The sequence below is a fragment of the Morganella sp. GD04133 genome (genome assembly GCF_029835375.1).
In the GTDB taxonomy this organism is placed as follows: domain Bacteria; phylum Pseudomonadota; class Gammaproteobacteria; order Enterobacterales; family Enterobacteriaceae; genus Morganella; species Morganella morganii_B.
This window is the reverse complement of the sequence record NZ_JAODZS010000030.1, coordinates 37,434-56,944: the sequence shown is the minus strand read 5'-3', so window position 1 is coordinate 56,944 and position 19,511 is coordinate 37,434. Positions and strand designations below refer to the sequence as shown.

Below are 19,511 nucleotides of genomic sequence, written 5' to 3'. Positions count from 1 at the left end.
CAATTTACCGGCAGATGCGGTGATTTGCCCGTGTGAGAATGAACACCGTCCGGTCTATCCGGTGCGTTATGCCTATTCGAATTTATACGGTGATAAAAATGCCGTGGCAGCGATGCCGCCGGAGGTTTCAACGCTGATGACGGCATCCTCAATGGCGGAAACAAAGGGATTTTCTGTCAGATTACTGAGACCCGGCTGGGTTTATGTTTTTGAGGAAGGGCAATTCCCGACCCGGACAGACTCCCGGGGGCAACTGCTGATTTTTAAACATATCGTCCGGTATTATGATGACGGATATGTTTATACTGATGATGATATAACGCCGGAAGCACAACAAGCGAGAGAGGCCGGTGATGCTGAAGAAGGGTTTATTCCTTATCTGCGCTGTGCATCAGATAATACACTGCAGGAACAATCCTGTCAGTATCCTTATCTGCCGGTAAAAAAAGATGTCATCAATGCCTCGTTCATATTCAGCGACATTCCTCTGTCTGATTATGTTTTAAATAAAATAGAAACGGATGAATCTTACCGCCGTGCATTTATGCAGAAAATCAATGTGGTTGATTTCAGCCATAATCCGCATGCGCTTGAGCTCAGTGAAGAGCATGTTGAACATCTTGTTGAGGAGTACAAAGCAGAGGAGCAGCAGTTTTCGGTATTTACCGAACACACAAGGGCGATTGGCAATCCGCTGCCTAAAGAGTATTTCTCACATATCGCCGCCCTCAGCAGTGCAACAGCAACAACAGACCGGCTGTTAAATCAGATAGAGCAATTTCTTGATCACGAAGAAAAGAGCTGCCTTGTTGCGCTGTATGACCCGGTCGGGTATCAGAAAGATATCTTATCCCTGTATTCCTTTGTCACTACATCCTATGCCATGTTTCAGCATCACTGGGAGTATCCCAACAAAATCGGTCAGTACCTTTCGGTATTAGAAGCGCAGTTCAGCAGTGACGAAATGGCAAAAACCGGGGCAGGACAGAAATTAGCGGAAAAGTTTAACAAGCATATTGATGTGCCCGGCTGGAAAACCTACTGGCCGCAAATTGATAAAGGTTATCAGGAATTTGAAGCCTTACAGAATAATGTCATTCAGATTTACTATGATTTTCTGACAAATCCGGCAGTCTCTTCCCGGCAGGGAGGAATAAAACACTATCTTGACCATGCATTTTTAATTCAGGAACAATATGAGTCTGGGGATTTCCCGCATTCCGGATTTCTGGATGAGCTTAACGCCTGGAGTCAGTTACATGAACTGCTTTTGACACCGCTGAACAGCACCGCTTACGGGCGTGCAAAGCTTGATATCCTGTTCTCCACTGATACGGAAGAAGGCAGTATCTGGGTATCGTTTATGACCAGCTTTCTCAGCGTACTGAATGAAGATGAAATAAAAAAAGAAGCATTGACAGTATTTAAACAGCGTGTGCAGCCTGTATTGCAGTCCGCCGTTATGATTTGCTGGGATGTGCTCGGCTATGCTTATGCCGAAATTCATCCGATGCTCGGTGAGGCCCGGAACCAGGTCCGCCGTATCAGCAAAGCAGGCATCGATTTTCTTGCCTGTAAAGTGCTGCCTGCATTTTTAGCCTATTACGGTGTCACACTGAGTTTTGATAAACTGCATACGCTGGGGGCGGATGCATTCAGAGTGTGGATGAACTCACTGAACGCCAAATCTGAGTCATTAAAACCGGTTGCGAACAAAATGAAAAAGATGTTTGACTGGGATAAGCGACTGCAGGCCGCGGGCTCAGCACCGGTGATAACGACGGCAAATTTTGGGGTGATAGCGGGTTTTCATAAAACGGTATTGCCTGAAGGTAAAAAGTCACTGATGGAGCACATTCAATTCGGTGAGAAAGTCTTTGCGCTTATCAGCGGTATTATTGAACTCAGTGTTGTGGCCAGAACAAAAGAGTTTGAGCTCAATTCCCCGTTGCATGTTGCCGCAGCTAATCTTTTCCGGGTACAGATGGTTGCCAATATATTAAGCACGGCGGATGCAATAATTAATATCCGTAAAGCTGCACCGGGATACTCCGCGACTATTACCTATCCGCCCCTTCAGCGGTTGCTGACAAAAATAACACTTCCTGAAATAAAAACGGAGCTGGGTAAAGCCGGAATGAAACTTTTCGGATATACCGTTACATTTATGGGGTTTGCACTACCTGTTGCGGAAGCAGCAGCTGAATTTATGGACGGCAACAAGATTACCGGTTCGGCTAAAATTACAGAAGCTGTTGGCTCATTGGTTTTTTCTTTGGGTATAGCAGGGTTAGGATTAACACAAATAACCAGTGTCACCACACTGTTTATTTTCGCATTTGCCTGGGAGCTGGTAGTCATTGGTGCAGTCCTGATAGAAATTGGACTGGCTGTTTATCACTGGTTTAAAACTGATGACTTTGAAAATTTACTGAAGAAATGTTTTTGGGGAAATGGTGATAAATATTTTGCTGGGGGAAAAGAAACAGATGATAATCCAAAAATAAAAAGAGAGCCAAGTAAATATATACAACTTAAAAAATATATTAGATTCTTTGAAAATTATCATGGGTATTATCAGGCTGAAATTCAGGAGTTTAAAAATTTATTTTTCACCTCACAACTTAAGGTTGAAGCTGTTCCGAATCCGAATGTTCCCCGTAATGAAATGAATTACGGTGTGGTACATTATATGATTCAGTACCATTTTAAGTTATCGAATTTCCAGTACGGTCTCTCTGATATTGAGTATCAGCTGGCTGAGAAAAAATCCCTGCCTGTTAATCCGTCAGACAGACCTGCAAAACCCGGTGATGAGGTTGTCACACGTCGCGGTATTCAGTATCTGGCATCACAGAACAAAAAATTCAATGCTGCGTTTGAATCCGCACTGCAAAATGCACTGGAAACCACATTGAGAAACAGAGATTCAGCCAAAAAAGCAAAATCCGGTAATGGTGACCTTGAGCTGAAATTTGAAGTTTATACCTCTGTATTTATGGGGAGTCCGGTAAGGGAAAAGATACCTTCCGTTTACTGGTATTATTTGGTTGACCGGATTAACGGGGATATCGCCCCGTTACGTTACCGGGATAATAACCCGGAAGATAAAATCTATGGTTGTATTGATGAAGAGGGCACCGCATGACCAGTTTATATACCGCAACCAGGCATCCTGAGCAGCTGGAGACAACATTATTAACCGGGGAAAGTCACACCTATGATGACCCTTTAGCCCCCCGTAAACTGGTGTTTTTGGATGCTGTGAATGAGCAGCGTTGTGTGATTAACTCACCGCAGCGTAACAGTCAGTTAACCAACACAATTCCTTTTTTTATCGCTATCCTGATTATGGCGTGTTATACATCATTTTATTTTGTTCATGAACATACTGCGGCTAAGGCTTCAATAGAGGACATGTCTCAATATTTATTTAAACATAATCAGGATTTTAATAAACTAGATGCTCTTGAAAGAAATTCTATAAAAAAATATGAACCATTCTTTGGGAGAGAGGATATAAGTTGGTGGGAATATATTAAAGCTTATAATTCTGGTGATTTTTTTACCGGGAGTCAGAATGAAAAATATATTGTTATAGGCTGGCTGATCCTCTTCCCTGGGGCATTATGGATATTTGGGTATCTGGCTTTCTTTGTTCCTCCGGCACACCTTATTGCTGACAGGCAACGGGGTATTCTGTACAGCTACGGTATGGGAAAAGTATATGTAACCCGTTATGAAGAGGCGCAAATCGGGTTAGCCGGTAAAATGCCCGCTATCAAACTTTATGGTCTTGACCAGAAATCCGGTGAACTGAAAACAATTCTCTTTCGGCCGAATGTCTCGCATTATTCGGCTTTTCTGACCAGTACGGACAGTGAAAACCACCGTTTTATTACATTCCTCAATGCCTATATGCAGCAGGGACGTGATGCTGTTTCAGCCTCGGATTATCAGGCGCGTAAACCATTCCTGTCATTTGGTAAAAATCCGCTTCCCGACAATTTTGAGCAACAGGTTACACAAATTCTGGCAAAGTTGGATAACAGGAAGCAACGTCATGCGTAGTGTTGTGAATGGTCGTAAGATCATTTTAAAAAATGACACCACCAATACCGGAGGTACTGTTCTCCGGGGCTCTTCTGTTGCGAAACAAACGCAGGGGATTGCCTGTGTGGGTGACCCGGTATATTGCCCGTCGTGTAAACAGACGGGGACAATCGCGGAAGGTGACAGTTTGATAAAAATAAACGGCATACCGGTTGCCCTCGAAGGTCATAAAGTGACATGCGGATGTTCCGGTGGGTGCCTGCTGGTTGCGGCGGGTTAAGTACAGAGATATGAACGAAAAATATTCTGCTCCGTCTGTGTACGGTGATGATCGGGTTAGCGGGGATATTTCCCCGTTTAACCTCGATGGTTGTATTGACGAAGAAGGTACCGCATGACCCGTTTATATACCGCAACCCGGCATCCTGATCAGCTGGAGACAACATTATTAACCGGGGAAAGTCACACCTATGATGACCCTTTAGAACCCCGCAAACTGGTGTTTTTAGATGCGGTGAATGAGCAGCGTTGTGTGATTAATTCACCGCAGCGTAACAGTCAGTTAACCAACATAATTCCTTTTTTTATCGCTATCCTGATTATGGCTTGTTATACACTATTTAGTTTTGCTGATAATCATCTTGGAAAGAAAGCATCAATGGAACGAATGTCTAAGTACTTGCAAGATCAATATAATTACTTATCTGAGGATGAAAAAAGAAACGATAGTGCTATTATTCTTTATTCTCCTTTTTTCTATAAAGAGAAAATAAGTTGGTGGGAATATATAAAATCCTATAATTCTGGAAAATATTATATTAATGGTCAGAATGAAAAATATCTTGTTATAGGCTGGCTTATCCTATTCCCGGGGGCGTTATGGCTATTTGGGTATCTGGCTTTCTTTGTTCCTCCGGCACACCTTATTGCCGACAGACAACGGGGTATTCTGTACAGCTACGGTATGGGAAAAATATATGTAACCCGTTATGAAGAGGCACAAATCGGGTCAGCCGGTAAAATGCCCGCTATTAAACTTTATGGTCTTGATCAGAAATCCGGTGAACTGAAAACAATTCTCTTCCGGCCGAATGTCTCGCATTATTCGGCTTTTCTGACCAGTACGGACAGCGAAAACCACCGTTTTATGACATTCCTCAATGCCTATATGCAGCAGGGACGTGATGCTGTTTCAGCCTCGGATTATCAGGCGCGTAAACCATTCCTGTCATTTGGTAAAAATCCGCTTCCCGACGATTTTGAACAACAGGTTACACAAATTCTGGCAAAATGTGATGAGAGAGATAATCGTAAATGAATAACCCGTTTACAGTATCAAGGTTTCCGTCACAACTGAAAACCTCACGTTTGGCGGATGCAAATTATCCTTATGATGACCCGTTACCACTGAAGGATCTGGTTTTTTTGCAAAGTATCAATAAACACGAGTGCAGAATAAAATCATCACAAGTCAATAGCCGGATATCGAATACGTTTCCGATGTTTGTGGTATTGCTGGTGATGATGTTTTATACATTATTTATATTTGTCGATGGACATAGACACAAAAAAGCTGACTTTGAAAAAAGAGTGGCACGTGCAGAGTTAAAATATAAGAATTATCAAGACCTAAATAAATTTGACCGTGACTATCTAACGGCATATGAACCCTATTTGGGGAAAGATAAAGTAAGCTGGTTAGACTATTTTAAAAATTATTATATTGATGAATACTATAGTGGAACTGAATACGATAAATATTTCATTATCGGATGGTTAATATTTTTTCCGGGGGGATTATATATCGTAGGTTCTCTGAGTTTTTTTGTTCCGATGACCTGGCTGGTAGCAGACCGAAAGCGGGGCATCCTGTATTCCTATGTGGACGGGATTGTGATGGCCGTGCGTTATGAGGATGCACAGTTTGGTTTTGCAGGCAGAATGCTGGCGTTTAAATTATTCTATATTCATCCGGAAACCGGAAAGTTAGGTACCCATATTTACAGACCTAACGTTTCGTTCTATACCGGTTTTTTAATGAGCACGGATACCGAAAATTACCGTTTTATTACGTTTTTAAATAAGTATATGAAAGAGGGACGGGATGCCGTTTCATCCGTGGATTATCAGGCACGTGATCCGTTGTTTTGTTTTGCCAAAAATCCGCGTCCCGACAATTTTGAGCAACAGGTTACACAAATTCTGGCAAAGCTGGATAACAGGAAGCAACGTTATGCGCAGTCAGGTGAATGCCTGTAAAGCGATATGCGGTTGTTCCGGCGGCTGAGTACTGGTCGCGGCGGGGTGAGTCGCCAGAGGCAACACCGGATTCTTTTTTTATCGTCATATTTATTATAACTGATTATTTATCAAATTTTATTAACAAGAGACATTTGTAATGTTTGAATTTTTTATGGGAACAATGTTCCCGGCTAAGCTGAAAACGCAAAAAATTACGTCTTATCAGGAAGACGGTCGTTTTACGGGTTCCCCGGAAGACAGCCCGTATTTGCTGAAGATAAATCAGGAACAATGTCAAATAAAGTCCACTAACTTTAAACATCGAAAGGTTGTCTCAATTCCTTTATTTTTAGTTGTCTTTGCTACTTTTATTTTTTTGATGAATTCTTTTTTCGAGAGTCATTATTCAAATTATGAGTCATTTATTTCAGATGTTGAAATATATAAAGAGTATGATGAAAACTCAAGAGATCCACTTGAGGGTACAGAACGATATCGTCCTTTTTTTGATAAAGAACCTGGCGTATTTGATTATTTAATATCTTACTACTCCGGGAATTTTTATGCAGGAACGAAGTATTTAATATATTTAACGACACTACTGGTATTCGGATTTGGTTATTGCCTGTATGTTACGGGTAAATCGGCTTTTTTTGGACCTTACCCCATTTTGGTCTTAGACAGAACACGTCAAATTTTGTATACATGGGAAAATAACAAAGTTTATATGGCTCGCTATAAAGATGCCGGATATGCAACACCAAATAATAATTTATTTATAAAATTGTTTTCGTTTAATGCCGAAAAAAACAGACTGGACACGATTTTGTTTCAACCGAATGCATCCGATCACAGTAGCTTATTTCTCAGTGAAAAATATGAAAATAATGCATTTATTAGTTTTATTAACACGTATATGCAAAAAGGGCGTGATGCTATTACAGATCATGATTTCGAATGTGAGCCATTGACACTTTATTTTGGCGGCTATAATCCCCCGGCGGATGCTGACAGCCAAATAGCGAATACATTAGGCATGCTGGATAAAGAGACGGTTTCTGATGCGTAGTCTTGTGAATGGTCGTAAGATTATTTTAAAAAATGACACCACCAATACCGGAGGTACCGTTCTCCGGGGCTCTTCTGTAGCGAAACAAACGGAGGGGATTGCCTGTGTGGGTGACCCTGTATATTGCCCGTCGTGTAAACAGACGGGGGCAATCGCGGAAGGTGACAGTTTGATAAAAATAAACGGCATACCGGTTGCTTTGGAAGGCCACAAAGTGACATGCGGATGTTCCGGTGGGTGCCTGCTGGTTGCAGCGGGTTAAATACAGAGATATGAACGAAAAATATTCTGTTCCGTCTGTGTACGGTGATGATCGGGTTAACGGGGATATTCCCCCGTTTAACCTCGATGGGTGTATTGATGAAGAAGGTACCGCATGACCCGTTTATATACCGCAACCAGGCATCCTGAGCAGCTGGAGACAACATTATTAACCGGGGAAAGTCACACCTATGATGACCCTTTAGAACCCCGCAAATTGGTGTTTTTGGATGCTGTGAATGAGCAGCGTTGTGTGATTAATTCACCGCAACGTAACAGTCAGTTAACCAACATAATTCCTTTTTTTATCGCTATCCTGATTATGGCGTGTTATACGTTATTTTGCTTTATAGATAGACATGCATCCAAAATGTACACATTTCAAGATAATATAAATTACGATAGAAGTATTTATAACTTATATATAGAACGCAATCAGAAAATACCAGAATATTTAAATGGATACGAAATTTATTTTAATAAGGAAGAAATAGATATCTTTGATTATATCAAAGCTTATTATTCTGGAAAACTTAGTCGCAATAGTGATATTGATCTATTATTGATATTCGGCTGGCTTATCCTATTCCCGGGGGCGTTATGGTTATTTGGGTATCTGGCTTTCTTTGTTCCTCCGGCACACCTTATTGCCGACAGACAACGGGGTATTCTGTACAGCTACGGTATGGGGAAAGTATATGTAACCCGTTATGAAGAGGCACAAATCGGGTTAGCCGGTAAAATGCCCGCTATCAAACTTTATGGTCTTGATCAAAAATCCGGTGAACTGAAAACAATTCTCTTCCGGCCGAATGTCTCGCATTATTCAGCTTTTCTGACCAGTACAGACAGCGAAAACCACCGTTTTATTACATTCCTCAATGCCTATATGCAGCAGGGGCGTGATGCTGTTTCAGCCTCGGATTATCAGGCACGTAAACCATTCCTGTCATTTGGTAAAAATCCGCTTCCCGACGATGTTGAACAACAGGTTACGCAGATTCTGGCAAAGCTGGATAACAGGAAGCAACGTTATGCGCAGTCAGGTGAATGCCTGTAAAGTGATATGCGGATGTTCCGGCGGATGAGTTCTGGTCGCTGCGGGATGAGTCGCCAGAGGCAACACCGGATTCTTTTTTTATCGTCATATTTATTATAACTGATTATTTATCAGATTTTATTGAACAAGAGACATTTGTAATGTTTGAATTTTTTATGGGAACAATGTTCCCGGCTAAGCTGAAAACGCAAAAAATTACGTCTTATCAGGAAGACGGTCGTTTTACGGGTTCCCCGGAAGACAGCCCGTATTTGCTGAAGATAAATCAGGAACAATGTCAAATAAAGTCCACTAACTTTAAGCATCGAAAGGTTGTCTCAATTCCTTTATTTTTAGTTATATTTGTCACTTCTATATTTATGCTAAATTATTTTCTTGACGGGCATATTTCAAGATATAGAAACTTTATTTTTTTGACTAATGTATATAAGGAGAAACATGAGCATTCTATTAATATTACGAAAGGAATAGAAAAATATCGTCCTTTTTTTGATAAAGAACCTAATTTATACGATTATTTGGTCTCTTATTATTCAGGAGGGTTTTATGCAGGAACTAAGTATTCAATATATTTAACGATACTACTGGTATTCGGAATTGGTTATTGCCTGTATATTACGGGTAAATCAGCTTTATTTGGGCCTTACCCCATTTTGGTCTTAGACAGAAAACGTCAAATTTTGTATACATGGGAAAATAACAAAGTCTATATGGCCCGCTATAAAGATTCCGGATATGCAACACCAAATAATAATTTATTTATAAAATTGTTTTCATTTAATACCGAAAAAAACAGACTGGACACGATTTTGTTTCAACCGAATGCATCCGATCACAGTAGCTTATTTCTCAGTGAAAAATATGAAAATAATGCATTTATTAGTTTTATTAACACGTATATGCAAAAAGGGCGTGATGCCATTACAGATCATGATTTCGAATGTGAGCCACTGACGCTTTATTTTGGCAGCTATAGTCCCCCGGCGGATGCTGACAGCCAAATAGCGAATACAGTAGGCATGCTGGATAAAGAAACAGGTTCTGATGCGTAGTCAGAATATATTTACCGGCAGGGTGTTCTCTGCCGGAAAATATATTCATAACATCAGTGTGTTTCCGGTAATTTAAAAACGGAGACCATCTGTGCGAGCTGTTCTGCTTCACTTTTCAGAAGCTGTGTCCGCGAGACGGCATTATCAATTAAAGTGGCATTCTGCTGCACGGTGGTATCCATTTCGGTGACTGCCATGGTAACCTCAGCCAGCCCTTTACTTTGTTCCTCTCCCGCAACCCGGAGATCACTCATCAGCTGTCTGACTTTCAGGACATCCTCCACCAACTGATTCAGTGTTTCACCGGATTCATGCACCTGGCTGCTGCCTGTTTTAATATTCTGAACAGACTCGTCAATCAGAACTTTAATCTCACGGGCTGCCCGAGCACTGCGCTGAGCCAGAGACCTGACTTCAGTCGCAACAACGGCAAAACCCCGGCCTGAATTACCCGCCCTCGCAGCCTCTACCGCCGCATTCAGGGCCAAAATATTGGTCTGAAATGCGATACTGTCGATGACTGACACAATGTCAAACATCCGCCCGGATGACGTACTGACATTGCTCATTGTTGATATAACATTATGCATCATATCCCCGCAGCGGCTTGCGGTTTGTGCGGTGGTTTCTGCCAGTTTATCGGCCATGTGTGTGTTGTCACTGTTCTGACGCACGGTGACATTCAGCTCCTCCATTGCCGCCGCACTTTGCTCCAGGGCTGCGGCCTGTTGTGTCACCCGGACTGATAACTCGTTATTATTATCGGCCAGACTGACGGTATTTTCCGCGACAACAGCGCTGCTGCTGCGTACGGTCAGCAGCATCGATGATATTTTGTCCGCAAACAGATTGAATGCCCGTGAGATATCCGATATTTCATCATTACCGGCTATCGCCATACGCTTCGTCAGGTCGCCTTCTCCGCGGGCAATATCATCGAGTGCGTTATATGTCTCATTCAGGCGGGTGATCAGACGACGGACTGCTAACCAGGAGCCCAGCAATAACAGCGTCATAACCGGCAGCAGGACTTCCAGCACATCCTGCGTCATGATGTTCGCCAGACCGGTTACCCGGCTTTCCGGCGTGGCAAGGCCGATAACCCATCCGGTATCTGCCATCGGGAACAGCATCACCTGTGACGATGTATTCAGCTGTCCGTCGTGATCAATGCGAATGCTGCCGGGAGCGGATTGCTCAGAATCCTGCAGCTTCAGGCCGGCAGCCACCGGTGCCAGCCAGCCGGATTGGGCGGCCAGCTCATCAAAGGTTTTAAATTTTTTACTGTCATCACCGGGAAAATAAATCAGCTGCCCGTGACGGTCTGTCACAAAGGCGTAGCCGCCGGTGCTGTTGCCGTATTGCTGCATAATGGCGGCAATATTATCCAGGCGGATATCTGTTGTGACGACACCGGAAAATTTCCCGCCCGTTTTATACGGCACACTGCAGGTTACCATATTCACACCGGAAACCGTGTCGCTGTAAACATCTGACCATAAACAGCGTTCCGTCGATTCGTCCTGTGCATTTTGGTACCAGCTTTCATTATGATAATTATCGGTACTGTCTTTATTATACTCGTCAGAAAAGACCAGTTCCCCGGCCGGATTTCGTGCCCAGAAAAAGCTGCGTTTCTCAATTCCGGGCGTGAATGCCCCCGGTTCCGGCCAGATCCCGCCACCGGTGATCAGGCTGTTACTTTCAATCAGATTAGGCGGGATATAACGGTACAGCGCCTCATCATTGGGCAGAACCTCTGCCATGCGCGCCAGGCTGACAGTATTTCCGCCGGTGTGAGATAAAATGGTACTGACTCTGGAGGTCAGGCCATGTCCGGTTTCTTCAATTAATGCGGTATTAATTTCCACCACACGGGGCTGCCCGCGCCACAGCATAACAATAATAATAATCGCCGTGGTGACAGCAAGGAGCAGAATACCACCGATCGTCAGACGAGTTGAAATACGGGACGGATACCAACGCATGAAAAACTCCGGAAATAATAAATTTACATATACTATAAATTTGGCTGGTCTGAGCAGAGTCCTGCTATATTTTAACGATTGCCCGGTTATTGGCTGAGCTGCCCCGGGTTTACTATTGCAGAGACTCTCTGAATAAAAAACGGAACTAAAGCTGTCAGTCAGAATAGGGTACTTTGCTGAAAATTATTTCCTTATGGTGTTTTTTTAAGTGAAAGATAAGATGATTTCTTTTTATAACAGGAATATACAACACATGAAATTGCTTGTTTTATGTTACTGTTATTATTCATTCCTGTTATCAGAAATATATTTTTTATTTTTCATATTGTTATTGTTTTTTTTAAATATTCATTTAGTGATTTTGACAGAATTAACAGCAAAAATGAGGGGTTATTCATCATTTGAGGTGGTCTTCAGCCGGGTTTTTCCGGAGTACGGCCTGACGTCATATCTGCGTTAATACCCGCTTTTTATTTTTATTGCGCCTGTTTTGCGGGCAGGTACACGTACAGTATGGTACCGGTTCCGTATAATCATAAGATCCGGATAAAAAAAGCAGGAGTAACGTTTGGTTACCGGACCTTTTATTAATGCCGCCGCAGTATTGATTGGCGGAATTGCCGGGGCAGGACTGAGCCACCGGTTGCCGGAACGTATCCGGATATCCATGCCGTCCGTATTCGGGCTGGCATCACTCGCTATCGGGGTGTTGCTGATTATAAAATGCGCCAATATGCCGGTGATGGTGCTATCGGTGCTGCTCGGGGCGGTTATCGGTGAACTGTGTTGCCTGGAAAATAAAATCAATGCGGTGGCCGGTAAAATAAAAAACCGGCTTCCGGTACGGAGCGGGGCACAGGAAAGTTTTATTGAAAACTATGTGGTGCTGATATTCTTGTTCTGTGTCAGCGGTACCGGGATTTTCGGGGCGATGCATGAAGGCATGACCGGAGATCCGACCGTTCTGCTGACCAAGGCTTTTATGGATTTTTTCACCGCGATGATATTTGCCTGTTCACTGGGTATTGCGGTGTCGGTTATTGCCGCGCCGATGCTGATTATTCAGCTGGCACTGGCGGGCAGCGGTGCGTTATTGATGCCGTTTACCACAGCGGCTATGATGGCGGATTTTACCGCTGCGGGCGGGGTATTATTGATCGCAACCGGGCTTCGGATCTGCGGTATTAAAATGTTTGCGGTGATTAACCTGCTGCCTGCGCTGATACTGGTGATGCCGCTGTCACTGCTCTGGTCATATTTATGATTTAAATCATCAGGATAGCGGTGAACGATAACAACGAATGATCATGCGGGGTTATTTTTTGGTTATTGATCCCGCAAAATAACATCCGGCTGAATAAATTACCGGAAAATACAGGATTGGCTGTTGTTATCTGCTGTATTTAAGTCACTTCAAAAAATTGAATTACTTCTGAAATCTCAGGGTTATAATCCGGAAAACCGATTCAGTTACTTTCCGTATTTATTCCATGGATGTCATCAGTATTATCATTTCAGCGGGAAAATCCTCCGTTGATGTCGCGCTTTATACCTTATTACCGATTATGGTCGTGATGCTGATCATAATGAAATACCTCTCTGTCAGAGGCGTGCTGGATGTGATCGTTCGCTGGCTGGCACCTTTACTCAAACCGTTCGGCTTAACCGGGATGAGTGCATTTGCGCTGATCCAGATAAACTTTGTCAGTTTTGCCGCACCGCTGGCAACACTCGCGATTATGGATAAGCGGGGGGTATCTGATCGCCATATGGCCGCCACTCTGGCGATGTGTTTTGCGATGGGGCAGGGGAATGTGTTTTATCCGCTGATGCCGTTCGGGCTGCACTGGACAACGTCCATTATTGTTTCTGTTGCCGGGGGATTGTGTGCGGCGGCTTTTACCTGGTATGTCACCGGCCGCCGGTTATCGGCGACAGAGACCGCAAGCTCAGAGCCGCTGCCGGATGCGGAGCAGAATAATCAGGGAATTTTGTCGGTTATCAACAGCGCGGGGGCGGATGCTATCCGTCTGGCACTCGGGGCTATCCCGATGCTGATCCTGTCATTATCCATTGTCGGATTAATGCAGGCCGCCGGGGTGATTGAATGGCTGCACCATATTCTGATGCCGGTACTGAATGTTATGCATATTCCGGACAGTTTTGTGCTGCCCGCTCTGGTGAAATGCGTGGCCGGCGGGACGGCGTATTTCGGGGTGATGTCTGATCTGGTACAGCAGGGCGCGGTAACTGCTAATCAGATTAATGCATCAGCCGGGTTACTGATCCAGACATTTGATTTACCGGGGATCGGCATTTTTCTCGGTATCAGTTCGCGGTTTGTCCGTCTGTTCCGTTATGTGATCCCGGCAGCACTGATCGGTATTCTCATCCGCACGGTTTTGCATATAGTATTATTTTAAGCCGGAGGAGATAAGTGATGGATATTCGTGAAGATAAAACCAGTTTTTATATTCTGTCTGAGGACGGCAAAAGCCGGATAGCAGAAATCACCTTTGTGTATACCGGGGATAATCTGGCGATTATTGACCACACTATGGTGGATGACAGTCTGCGCGGGCAGAAAGTGGGTAATAAGTTGGTTGCGGCGGTGGTTGAGAAAATGCGGCGTGAACAGCGGAAAATTATTCCGCTCTGTCCGTTTGCCAAAAGCGTATTTGATAAAACCCGTGAGTATGACGATATCCGTCACGCCGGATAATGCACAATGCCGGAGGGGAAACCGGTTTCCTCTCCGGCACAGACAGAACAGTTACCATCCGCAGATATTGGTTTCTTCATCCATATCGTAGCCGCGGATAATATTAATCAGATCCTTGACGATTTGCGCCGCGTTTTCAGCATCGGCTAATTCAGCGGCGGAATCCACGTCTTTATCCACTGACACACCATTATTCTTATTGGTCATGGTGACCATCAGTGCCGTATCATTAATTTTTTCTTTGCCGTCTAATTCACTGACCAGCAACGCGATTTCTTCTGCCGCAATCTCAGGGATATATAACTTTTTCGGATTCAGAAAGTGTTTCTCCGCTTTCTGGCCGTTACCTTCATTGATCAGCGTTAATAAAAAGCCTTTGTTTTCGTCGTTCATGATTGTGTTACTCCTCGGTCAGGATCTCTGGGGCGACATAAAAATCAACATTAAACACCGTATCGTCAGTAACCGCTTCTATCCGGTGCCAGGTTTCCGGCGGAAAAACACCGAACTGCCCGGCCTCTATTACCAGGGTGTCCGTTGGTTCAGGGCTGGTTTCATCCGCATAGGCATAGTAGATAATGGTGCCCTGCATAACAGACAGTTTAGGATAAACGCCCTGACGGGTACCTTTATCCAGATGCCTCTGCCAGATAGATTCCGGTGCCGTTTCTTTGGTCCAGAGCGGCGTGCTCCGGATATGAATGTAGTTTGTCGGAATGATGATGCGTTCCATCTGTGTTCTCCTGAAGTCAAACAGATGATTAAGATCCAATCTTAAAATATTTTTCAAAATTTAAAAAGTATTTCAGATGCAACTTCAGGGGAAACCGCACGATTTACCCGCTGACAGCCGGAGGCTGTCAGCAGGGCTGGCGCCGGGAAGGAGAGGCGGGATTAGTCGTAAGTAATCATAAAGGTGGCATCCGCGTCAGCAATGCCGGGGGTCGGGCGGTTACCGGTGGCGATGTAGTTGGCATAAAACTGTGCCTGACCGTTGCCGTTAATATCCATGGCAATTTTCGGGCTTTTGGTTTCCATCGGCAGCCGGTTTTTCTGACTGTCGAGGATCTCCACCGCCACAGAGCCCGCCGCACTTGCCCCTTCATTGATTGCCAGCAGTGAGCTGTCCTGTTTATCTTTCTTACCGCTGAAGACAAAGGTGACGGCAGAAGAAGGCGGGCAGTTCCGGACCTGAAAACTGAACGGCATGGATTGTGTTTTATCACCGGCGGCGCGGAAATTCTTCAGAGCCCAGCGCCCCAGCTCAACTTTTTTATTTGCCTGGGAAACTTCAACCCCGCAGCTGTAAGCAACAATCTCACCGGACAACTCAATATTCACCCGGCCGAGTTCATAGGCGGCGGCTGACTGTATCAGCAGACCACCGCACAGCAGGGAAAGGAGTCTCTGTTTTATGTGTTTCTTCATTGCCGTGCCTGTTATTCGTAGTCTACGCGTAAATAACCGCGGGATTGGAAAACACCTTCTTTCGGTTTATTACCGGTCACGCTGACAGGCCAGGCGGTAATGGCTGTCCGGGCAGAACCGGCACCGTCAAGCTGGAACGGAATAACACTGCCGATATTGTTCGGCGTTAGTGCTTTACCGTCTTTATCACCGACCATAAAACCGACATCCGGGTTATCGGAGACAATCATATTGCCGTTTACTTTCTCCGCTTCGATACGTAGTGTCAGATACGCTTTCGCTTCCACGTTAGTACACTGAATCGCGATATTTTCGAGTTTTTTATTCACGGTGGCAGGTTTATTACCGGCACCGGCCTGGCTGAATAACTGCGAACCGATTTTACCGAAGTTAATCACCACGATATCGTTAACGCCGACTTTGCATTGCTGCGGTACATTAATCACTCCGCTGTAGCTGATGGTATAAACCGGTATGCTCAGCGGATCCGAATTACCGGTGGTGACATACACCGTGAATAATGTTTTTTTCGGAATAACCACCTGATCAACAAAACGCCGGGTCACTTTCAGCCGGAAAATAAAGTTACGATCCATGACTTCAAACGGATTTCCCAGAGCCACGTTGGGGTGCATCCCCATCTGTACATATTCCTGCGGCGGATAGAATGTACCGGCATAGCTGTCAGTGATGCTCATGGCGCCGATAAGGTAATCATTGAGCTTCAGGTATTTATAGCGGCCTTCGGTTTCGACCACGGGGATATTGGCCACATAACTGCGCATTGTGGTGCTTTTGCTGCCGACACTTCTCGGACAAACCGCCATTACCCGTTCGCTGAACTCTTTGTTTAAGGTTTTTATCTGCCCGACCTGGTTATTGGCTGAGGTAAAGCTGTTTGTCAGGTCATAAAAAACCTCACTGGTTCCGCCCGCCGCATTACTGCATACCACAGCCAGCGCCGGAAGAGGTAAAAATGCCATTAATAACGGGATTGCATATCTCTTTTTCATCATTAACTCTCTATTTACATTCAAGCGCGGTCCGCAGTAACGGCCCTTTGATTTCCTGACGGGTAAAATCATAATCCGCAGTACACTGATCACCCGGCTGATTCCCCCACTGCACCAGTAATTTCCCGGTCAGCGGCAGGCCGGTTAAATACACACGTCCGTCATCATCAGCGATACTGCTGATCTGAGAGCCGGTTTCCTGCACCATACTGCCGAAGCGGATGGGTTTGCCGTTGTGGGTCAGCGAGAGCAGTGCCCGGATCCCGATACTGGTATCAAATGTGGCACGGACAACCGCACCGCTGATTGGTACCACGTTCTGCACGTTATTTTTGATTTCCGTATTGTCATTGAATGAATCCGGATTCAGCGCAATACGGTTGTTCCGGTAAGCCGAGGCATAAGGAATGATGGCGTAACCGCGCCAGTCCGTTTTCACCCCGGTGTAGTTTTCCACCGCCACACCGGCAGCCCCCGGTGCTTTGACCAGCACGGTGGTATCATTAATTGACTGGCCGAATGTCAATCCGTTTTCATGCAGCAGCACGGCACCGGAGGCCCGGTAGTTGAGCTGATTCTGATCCGGGTCGTAGTTGTAACTGATCCCGAAATCGCCGTAGGTGCCCTGATAATCCAGACCGGCCGAGCCGTTATAACCCTGCTGACTGACATGCCCCTGCGAGACGGAATAGCTCAGGTTTCTGCCTTCCAGCAGCGTGCCGTTTACACCGGCACGGTAAGCGTTCCGCCCGCCGGAGTTATTGGTGGCCGAGAAGGTGGCGTAGGCGTTATTAAAGGCATCATTACTGCGCGCGTTACGCGACGAGAATGACGAGAACGGCACGGACACATTCACCGACAGCATGTTATCGCGCTCTTTGAGTTCCAGCGCTTTGGTGGTGCTCAGGGACACGGAATAGTTGATCCCGTTCCAGCTGTTGGAATACCCGGCCTGATACCACTCATCCTTACCGCTGCGGTTCCAGTAAGATTGCTGGTTACCGGATATATAGAGTGAGCCGTACTGATCAAATGACTGCGAAATATTGACCTGAAAACGCCCTTTTTTGTTATAGAGCAGGTTGTGATAATTAATAATGATCGGCTTGCTGGTATCACCATCCTCGCCGTCCGGCGCATATTCATACCCGGACATCTGTTTATACGCGACATCGTTTAAGGTATAGAAGCCCTTGGTGGAATAGCGGTAACCCAATAACTGGAACGTGGTGCCGGTGGTGTTCAGGGATTTCGCGTACAGGAAACGGAATGACTGTCCGCTGTGGTTTGAGCCGTCCGCCAGTTCACTGTTTGCATGGGTGACATCAAAGGAGAAGGCACCAAAACGGCCGATATTCTGACCGACCCCGATCAGGACTGATTTATATTTGTCAGCCAGCTGGGTCCCGGTATAAACAGAAATATCACGTGTCAGACCGGCGAGCAGTGTCGCCTGGACAAACTTCGGTTTATCCTGGTTGCTGTTCCCGCTGCGGAACTCCCCGGCCATCACGTCATATTTCACGCGGCCTTCACGCTGGAGCACCGGCAGTGTGGAGTAGGGCACAACATACTGCTGCTGAGTACCGTCTTTTTCCTCAACGGTCACCTGTAAGTCACCACTGGAGGTCGCCGGGTTTAAGTCATTAATGACAAACGGGCCCGGCGGGACATACACCTGGTAAATAACATAGCCGTTCTGGCGGATAACCACCTTGGCATCCGTTTTTGCCATACCGCGCACGGTCGGGGCATAGCCCTGCTGGCTGTCCGGATACATATTATCGACAGAAAACAGCCGCACACCACGGAACCCGGCAGAGTCAAAGACACTGCCGTCCGAGTTGCCGTCACCGATAACCAGCTGACTTTTCAGGGCAATGATCGGCCGCTGAACATAGTTCATCAGGCTGCGCCACTGGCTGTTACTGGCGTTTTTACTTTTGTTGTAATTCCAAGAGCTGGACTGACGGAACTGCCATGCACCGAGGTTAAACCCCGAGTTCAGGTTCACGTAGTAGCTGCTGGTATTGTCCGAGTTATTATTCCCGGACGCGAAATAGTTCATAAACAGCGCCGGAATACCGGATTCCCATCTGTCCGGCGGAATATAGCCGCGCGCCTGTCCGGAAAGACTGGCCTGCGGGAAGCTGAGCATCAGCCGCTGTTTCTGAAAATCAAAGTGATATTCTGAGCCGGGAATTTTTTCGGTAAACGGAAAGCACTGCTTATCCTGTTCTGTTAATTCCTCCGGACGGGCGATATTTACCCCGAAACCCATAATGGTATCCGCACTGAAGCAGGGGAATAAATAAGGCTCACCCTCTTTATTTTTCAGTTCGGTAAACGTGATCTCAGAGGAGGAGACAAAATCATTATTAACGGACAATTCAACCAGGTAAGTTCCGGGCGGCTGATAGCCGCCTGATTCAAAGCGGGATAAATCAGAGACATCCGCGTCAGACAGGTCATCGGTTAAAAATGCGGCGTTGAAGGAAGGCTTCGCACCGGCCATTCCCGCAGGGAAAAAACACGTAACGGCTGCAAGCACAGCAAAATAAACCGGCGTATGTGTGAAAACCTTTTTGATGTTACTCATTTCACCCTGTTCCCTGCATGACAAC

Annotated in this window: 18 protein-coding genes; 12 read left to right on the top strand and 6 right to left on the bottom strand. The window is 45.4% G+C overall.

Translation table 11 applies throughout. The features are described 5' to 3' along the window. The 9 genes from N7387_RS15355 to N7387_RS15315 all read left to right on the top strand — a co-directional run. The coding region (locus N7387_RS15355; RefSeq protein WP_279800086.1) for a toxin VasX at positions 1 to 3,148 on the top strand (3,148 nt) is incomplete at its 5' end. Further along, positions 3,145 to 4,071 (top strand): hypothetical protein, encoded by a 927-nt coding sequence (locus N7387_RS15350; protein ID WP_279800084.1) that lies wholly within the window; start codon positions 3,145 to 3,147, stop codon positions 4,069 to 4,071. The genes N7387_RS15355 and N7387_RS15350, both read left to right, overlap by 4 nt. Beyond that, positions 4,064 to 4,333, top strand: a complete 270-nt coding sequence (locus tag N7387_RS15345; protein ID WP_279800083.1) for a PAAR domain-containing protein — start codon at positions 4,064 to 4,066, stop codon at positions 4,331 to 4,333. The genes N7387_RS15350 and N7387_RS15345 overlap by 8 nt, the downstream gene beginning before the upstream one ends. Positions 4,334 to 4,447: 114 nt before the next feature. Continuing rightward, entirely contained in the window at positions 4,448 to 5,371 is a 924-nt protein-coding gene (locus tag N7387_RS15340) for a hypothetical protein (RefSeq protein ID WP_279800081.1), read from the top strand. Continuing rightward, entirely contained in the window at positions 5,368 to 6,312 is a 945-nt protein-coding gene (locus N7387_RS15335) for a hypothetical protein (protein ID WP_279800080.1), read from the top strand. Before N7387_RS15340 ends, N7387_RS15335 begins: the two co-directional genes overlap by 4 nt. A gap of 139 nt (positions 6,313 to 6,451) precedes the next feature. Continuing rightward, a complete protein-coding gene (locus tag N7387_RS15330) occupies positions 6,452 to 7,363 on the top strand; it encodes a hypothetical protein (protein ID WP_279800078.1) in 912 nt (303 codons plus the stop codon). Beyond that, the gene (locus N7387_RS15325; protein ID WP_279800076.1) at positions 7,356 to 7,625 is read left to right on the top strand and encodes a PAAR domain-containing protein; all 270 of its coding nucleotides are present in this window, start codon (positions 7,356 to 7,358) and stop codon (positions 7,623 to 7,625) included. The genes N7387_RS15330 and N7387_RS15325 overlap by 8 nt, the downstream gene beginning before the upstream one ends. 114 nt (positions 7,626 to 7,739) lie before the next feature. Next, positions 7,740 to 8,684 (top strand): hypothetical protein, encoded by a 945-nt coding sequence (locus N7387_RS15320; RefSeq protein ID WP_279800074.1) that lies wholly within the window; start codon positions 7,740 to 7,742, stop codon positions 8,682 to 8,684. Between the two features lie 140 nt (positions 8,685 to 8,824). Next, on the top strand, positions 8,825 to 9,736 hold the full coding sequence (locus N7387_RS15315) for a hypothetical protein (RefSeq protein ID WP_279800072.1): 912 nt from the start codon (positions 8,825 to 8,827) through the stop codon (positions 9,734 to 9,736). A gap of 53 nt (positions 9,737 to 9,789) precedes the next feature. Here N7387_RS15315 and N7387_RS15310 read toward each other — a convergent pair whose 3' ends face one another. Next, on the bottom strand, positions 9,790 to 11,724 hold the full coding sequence (locus N7387_RS15310) for a methyl-accepting chemotaxis protein (RefSeq protein WP_279800070.1): 1,935 nt from the start codon (positions 11,722 to 11,724) through the stop codon (positions 9,790 to 9,792). A 568-nt stretch (positions 11,725 to 12,292) separates the two neighbouring features. Between N7387_RS15310 and N7387_RS15305 the strand changes: the two genes are divergently transcribed. The 3 genes from N7387_RS15305 to N7387_RS15295 all read left to right on the top strand — a co-directional run bounded on the left by N7387_RS15305 (position 12,293) and on the right by N7387_RS15295 (position 14,446). After that, entirely contained in the window at positions 12,293 to 12,988 is a 696-nt protein-coding gene (locus tag N7387_RS15305) for a DUF554 domain-containing protein (RefSeq protein WP_279800069.1), read from the top strand. 226 nt (positions 12,989 to 13,214) lie between these two features. Beyond that, positions 13,215 to 14,147, top strand: a complete 933-nt coding sequence (locus N7387_RS15300) for a nucleoside recognition domain-containing protein (protein ID WP_262883288.1) — start codon at positions 13,215 to 13,217, stop codon at positions 14,145 to 14,147. 17 nt (positions 14,148 to 14,164) lie between these two features. After that, a complete protein-coding gene (locus N7387_RS15295) occupies positions 14,165 to 14,446 on the top strand; it encodes a GNAT family N-acetyltransferase (protein ID WP_279800068.1) in 282 nt (93 codons plus the stop codon). Between the two features lie 51 nt (positions 14,447 to 14,497). Here the strand turns inward: N7387_RS15295 and N7387_RS15290 are convergent, their stop codons facing one another. From N7387_RS15290 to fimD, 5 genes are all read right to left on the bottom strand, one after another. Beyond that, entirely contained in the window at positions 14,498 to 14,839 is a 342-nt protein-coding gene (locus tag N7387_RS15290) for a DUF1869 domain-containing protein (RefSeq protein WP_279800067.1), read from the bottom strand. 7 nt (positions 14,840 to 14,846) lie between these two features. After that, positions 14,847 to 15,179, bottom strand: a complete 333-nt coding sequence (locus N7387_RS15285; protein ID WP_262860620.1) for a DUF1971 domain-containing protein — start codon at positions 15,177 to 15,179, stop codon at positions 14,847 to 14,849. A 161-nt stretch (positions 15,180 to 15,340) separates the two neighbouring features. Next, positions 15,341 to 15,874 carry a fimbria assembly protein gene (sfmF, locus tag N7387_RS15280; RefSeq protein ID WP_262860621.1) on the bottom strand — a complete coding sequence of 178 codons (534 nt, stop codon included), beginning with the start codon at positions 15,872 to 15,874 and terminating at the stop codon, positions 15,341 to 15,343. Between the two features lie 11 nt (positions 15,875 to 15,885). Further along, positions 15,886 to 16,890: a fimbrial protein gene (locus tag N7387_RS15275; protein ID WP_279800066.1), complete on the bottom strand. Its 1,005-nt coding sequence runs from the start codon at positions 16,888 to 16,890 to the stop codon at positions 15,886 to 15,888. 7 nt (positions 16,891 to 16,897) lie between these two features. Next, positions 16,898 to 19,486, bottom strand: coding sequence for an outer membrane usher protein FimD (gene fimD / locus N7387_RS15270; protein WP_279800065.1), 2,589 nt, complete (start codon positions 19,484 to 19,486; stop codon positions 16,898 to 16,900). Between the last annotated feature and the right edge of the window lie 25 nt (positions 19,487 to 19,511).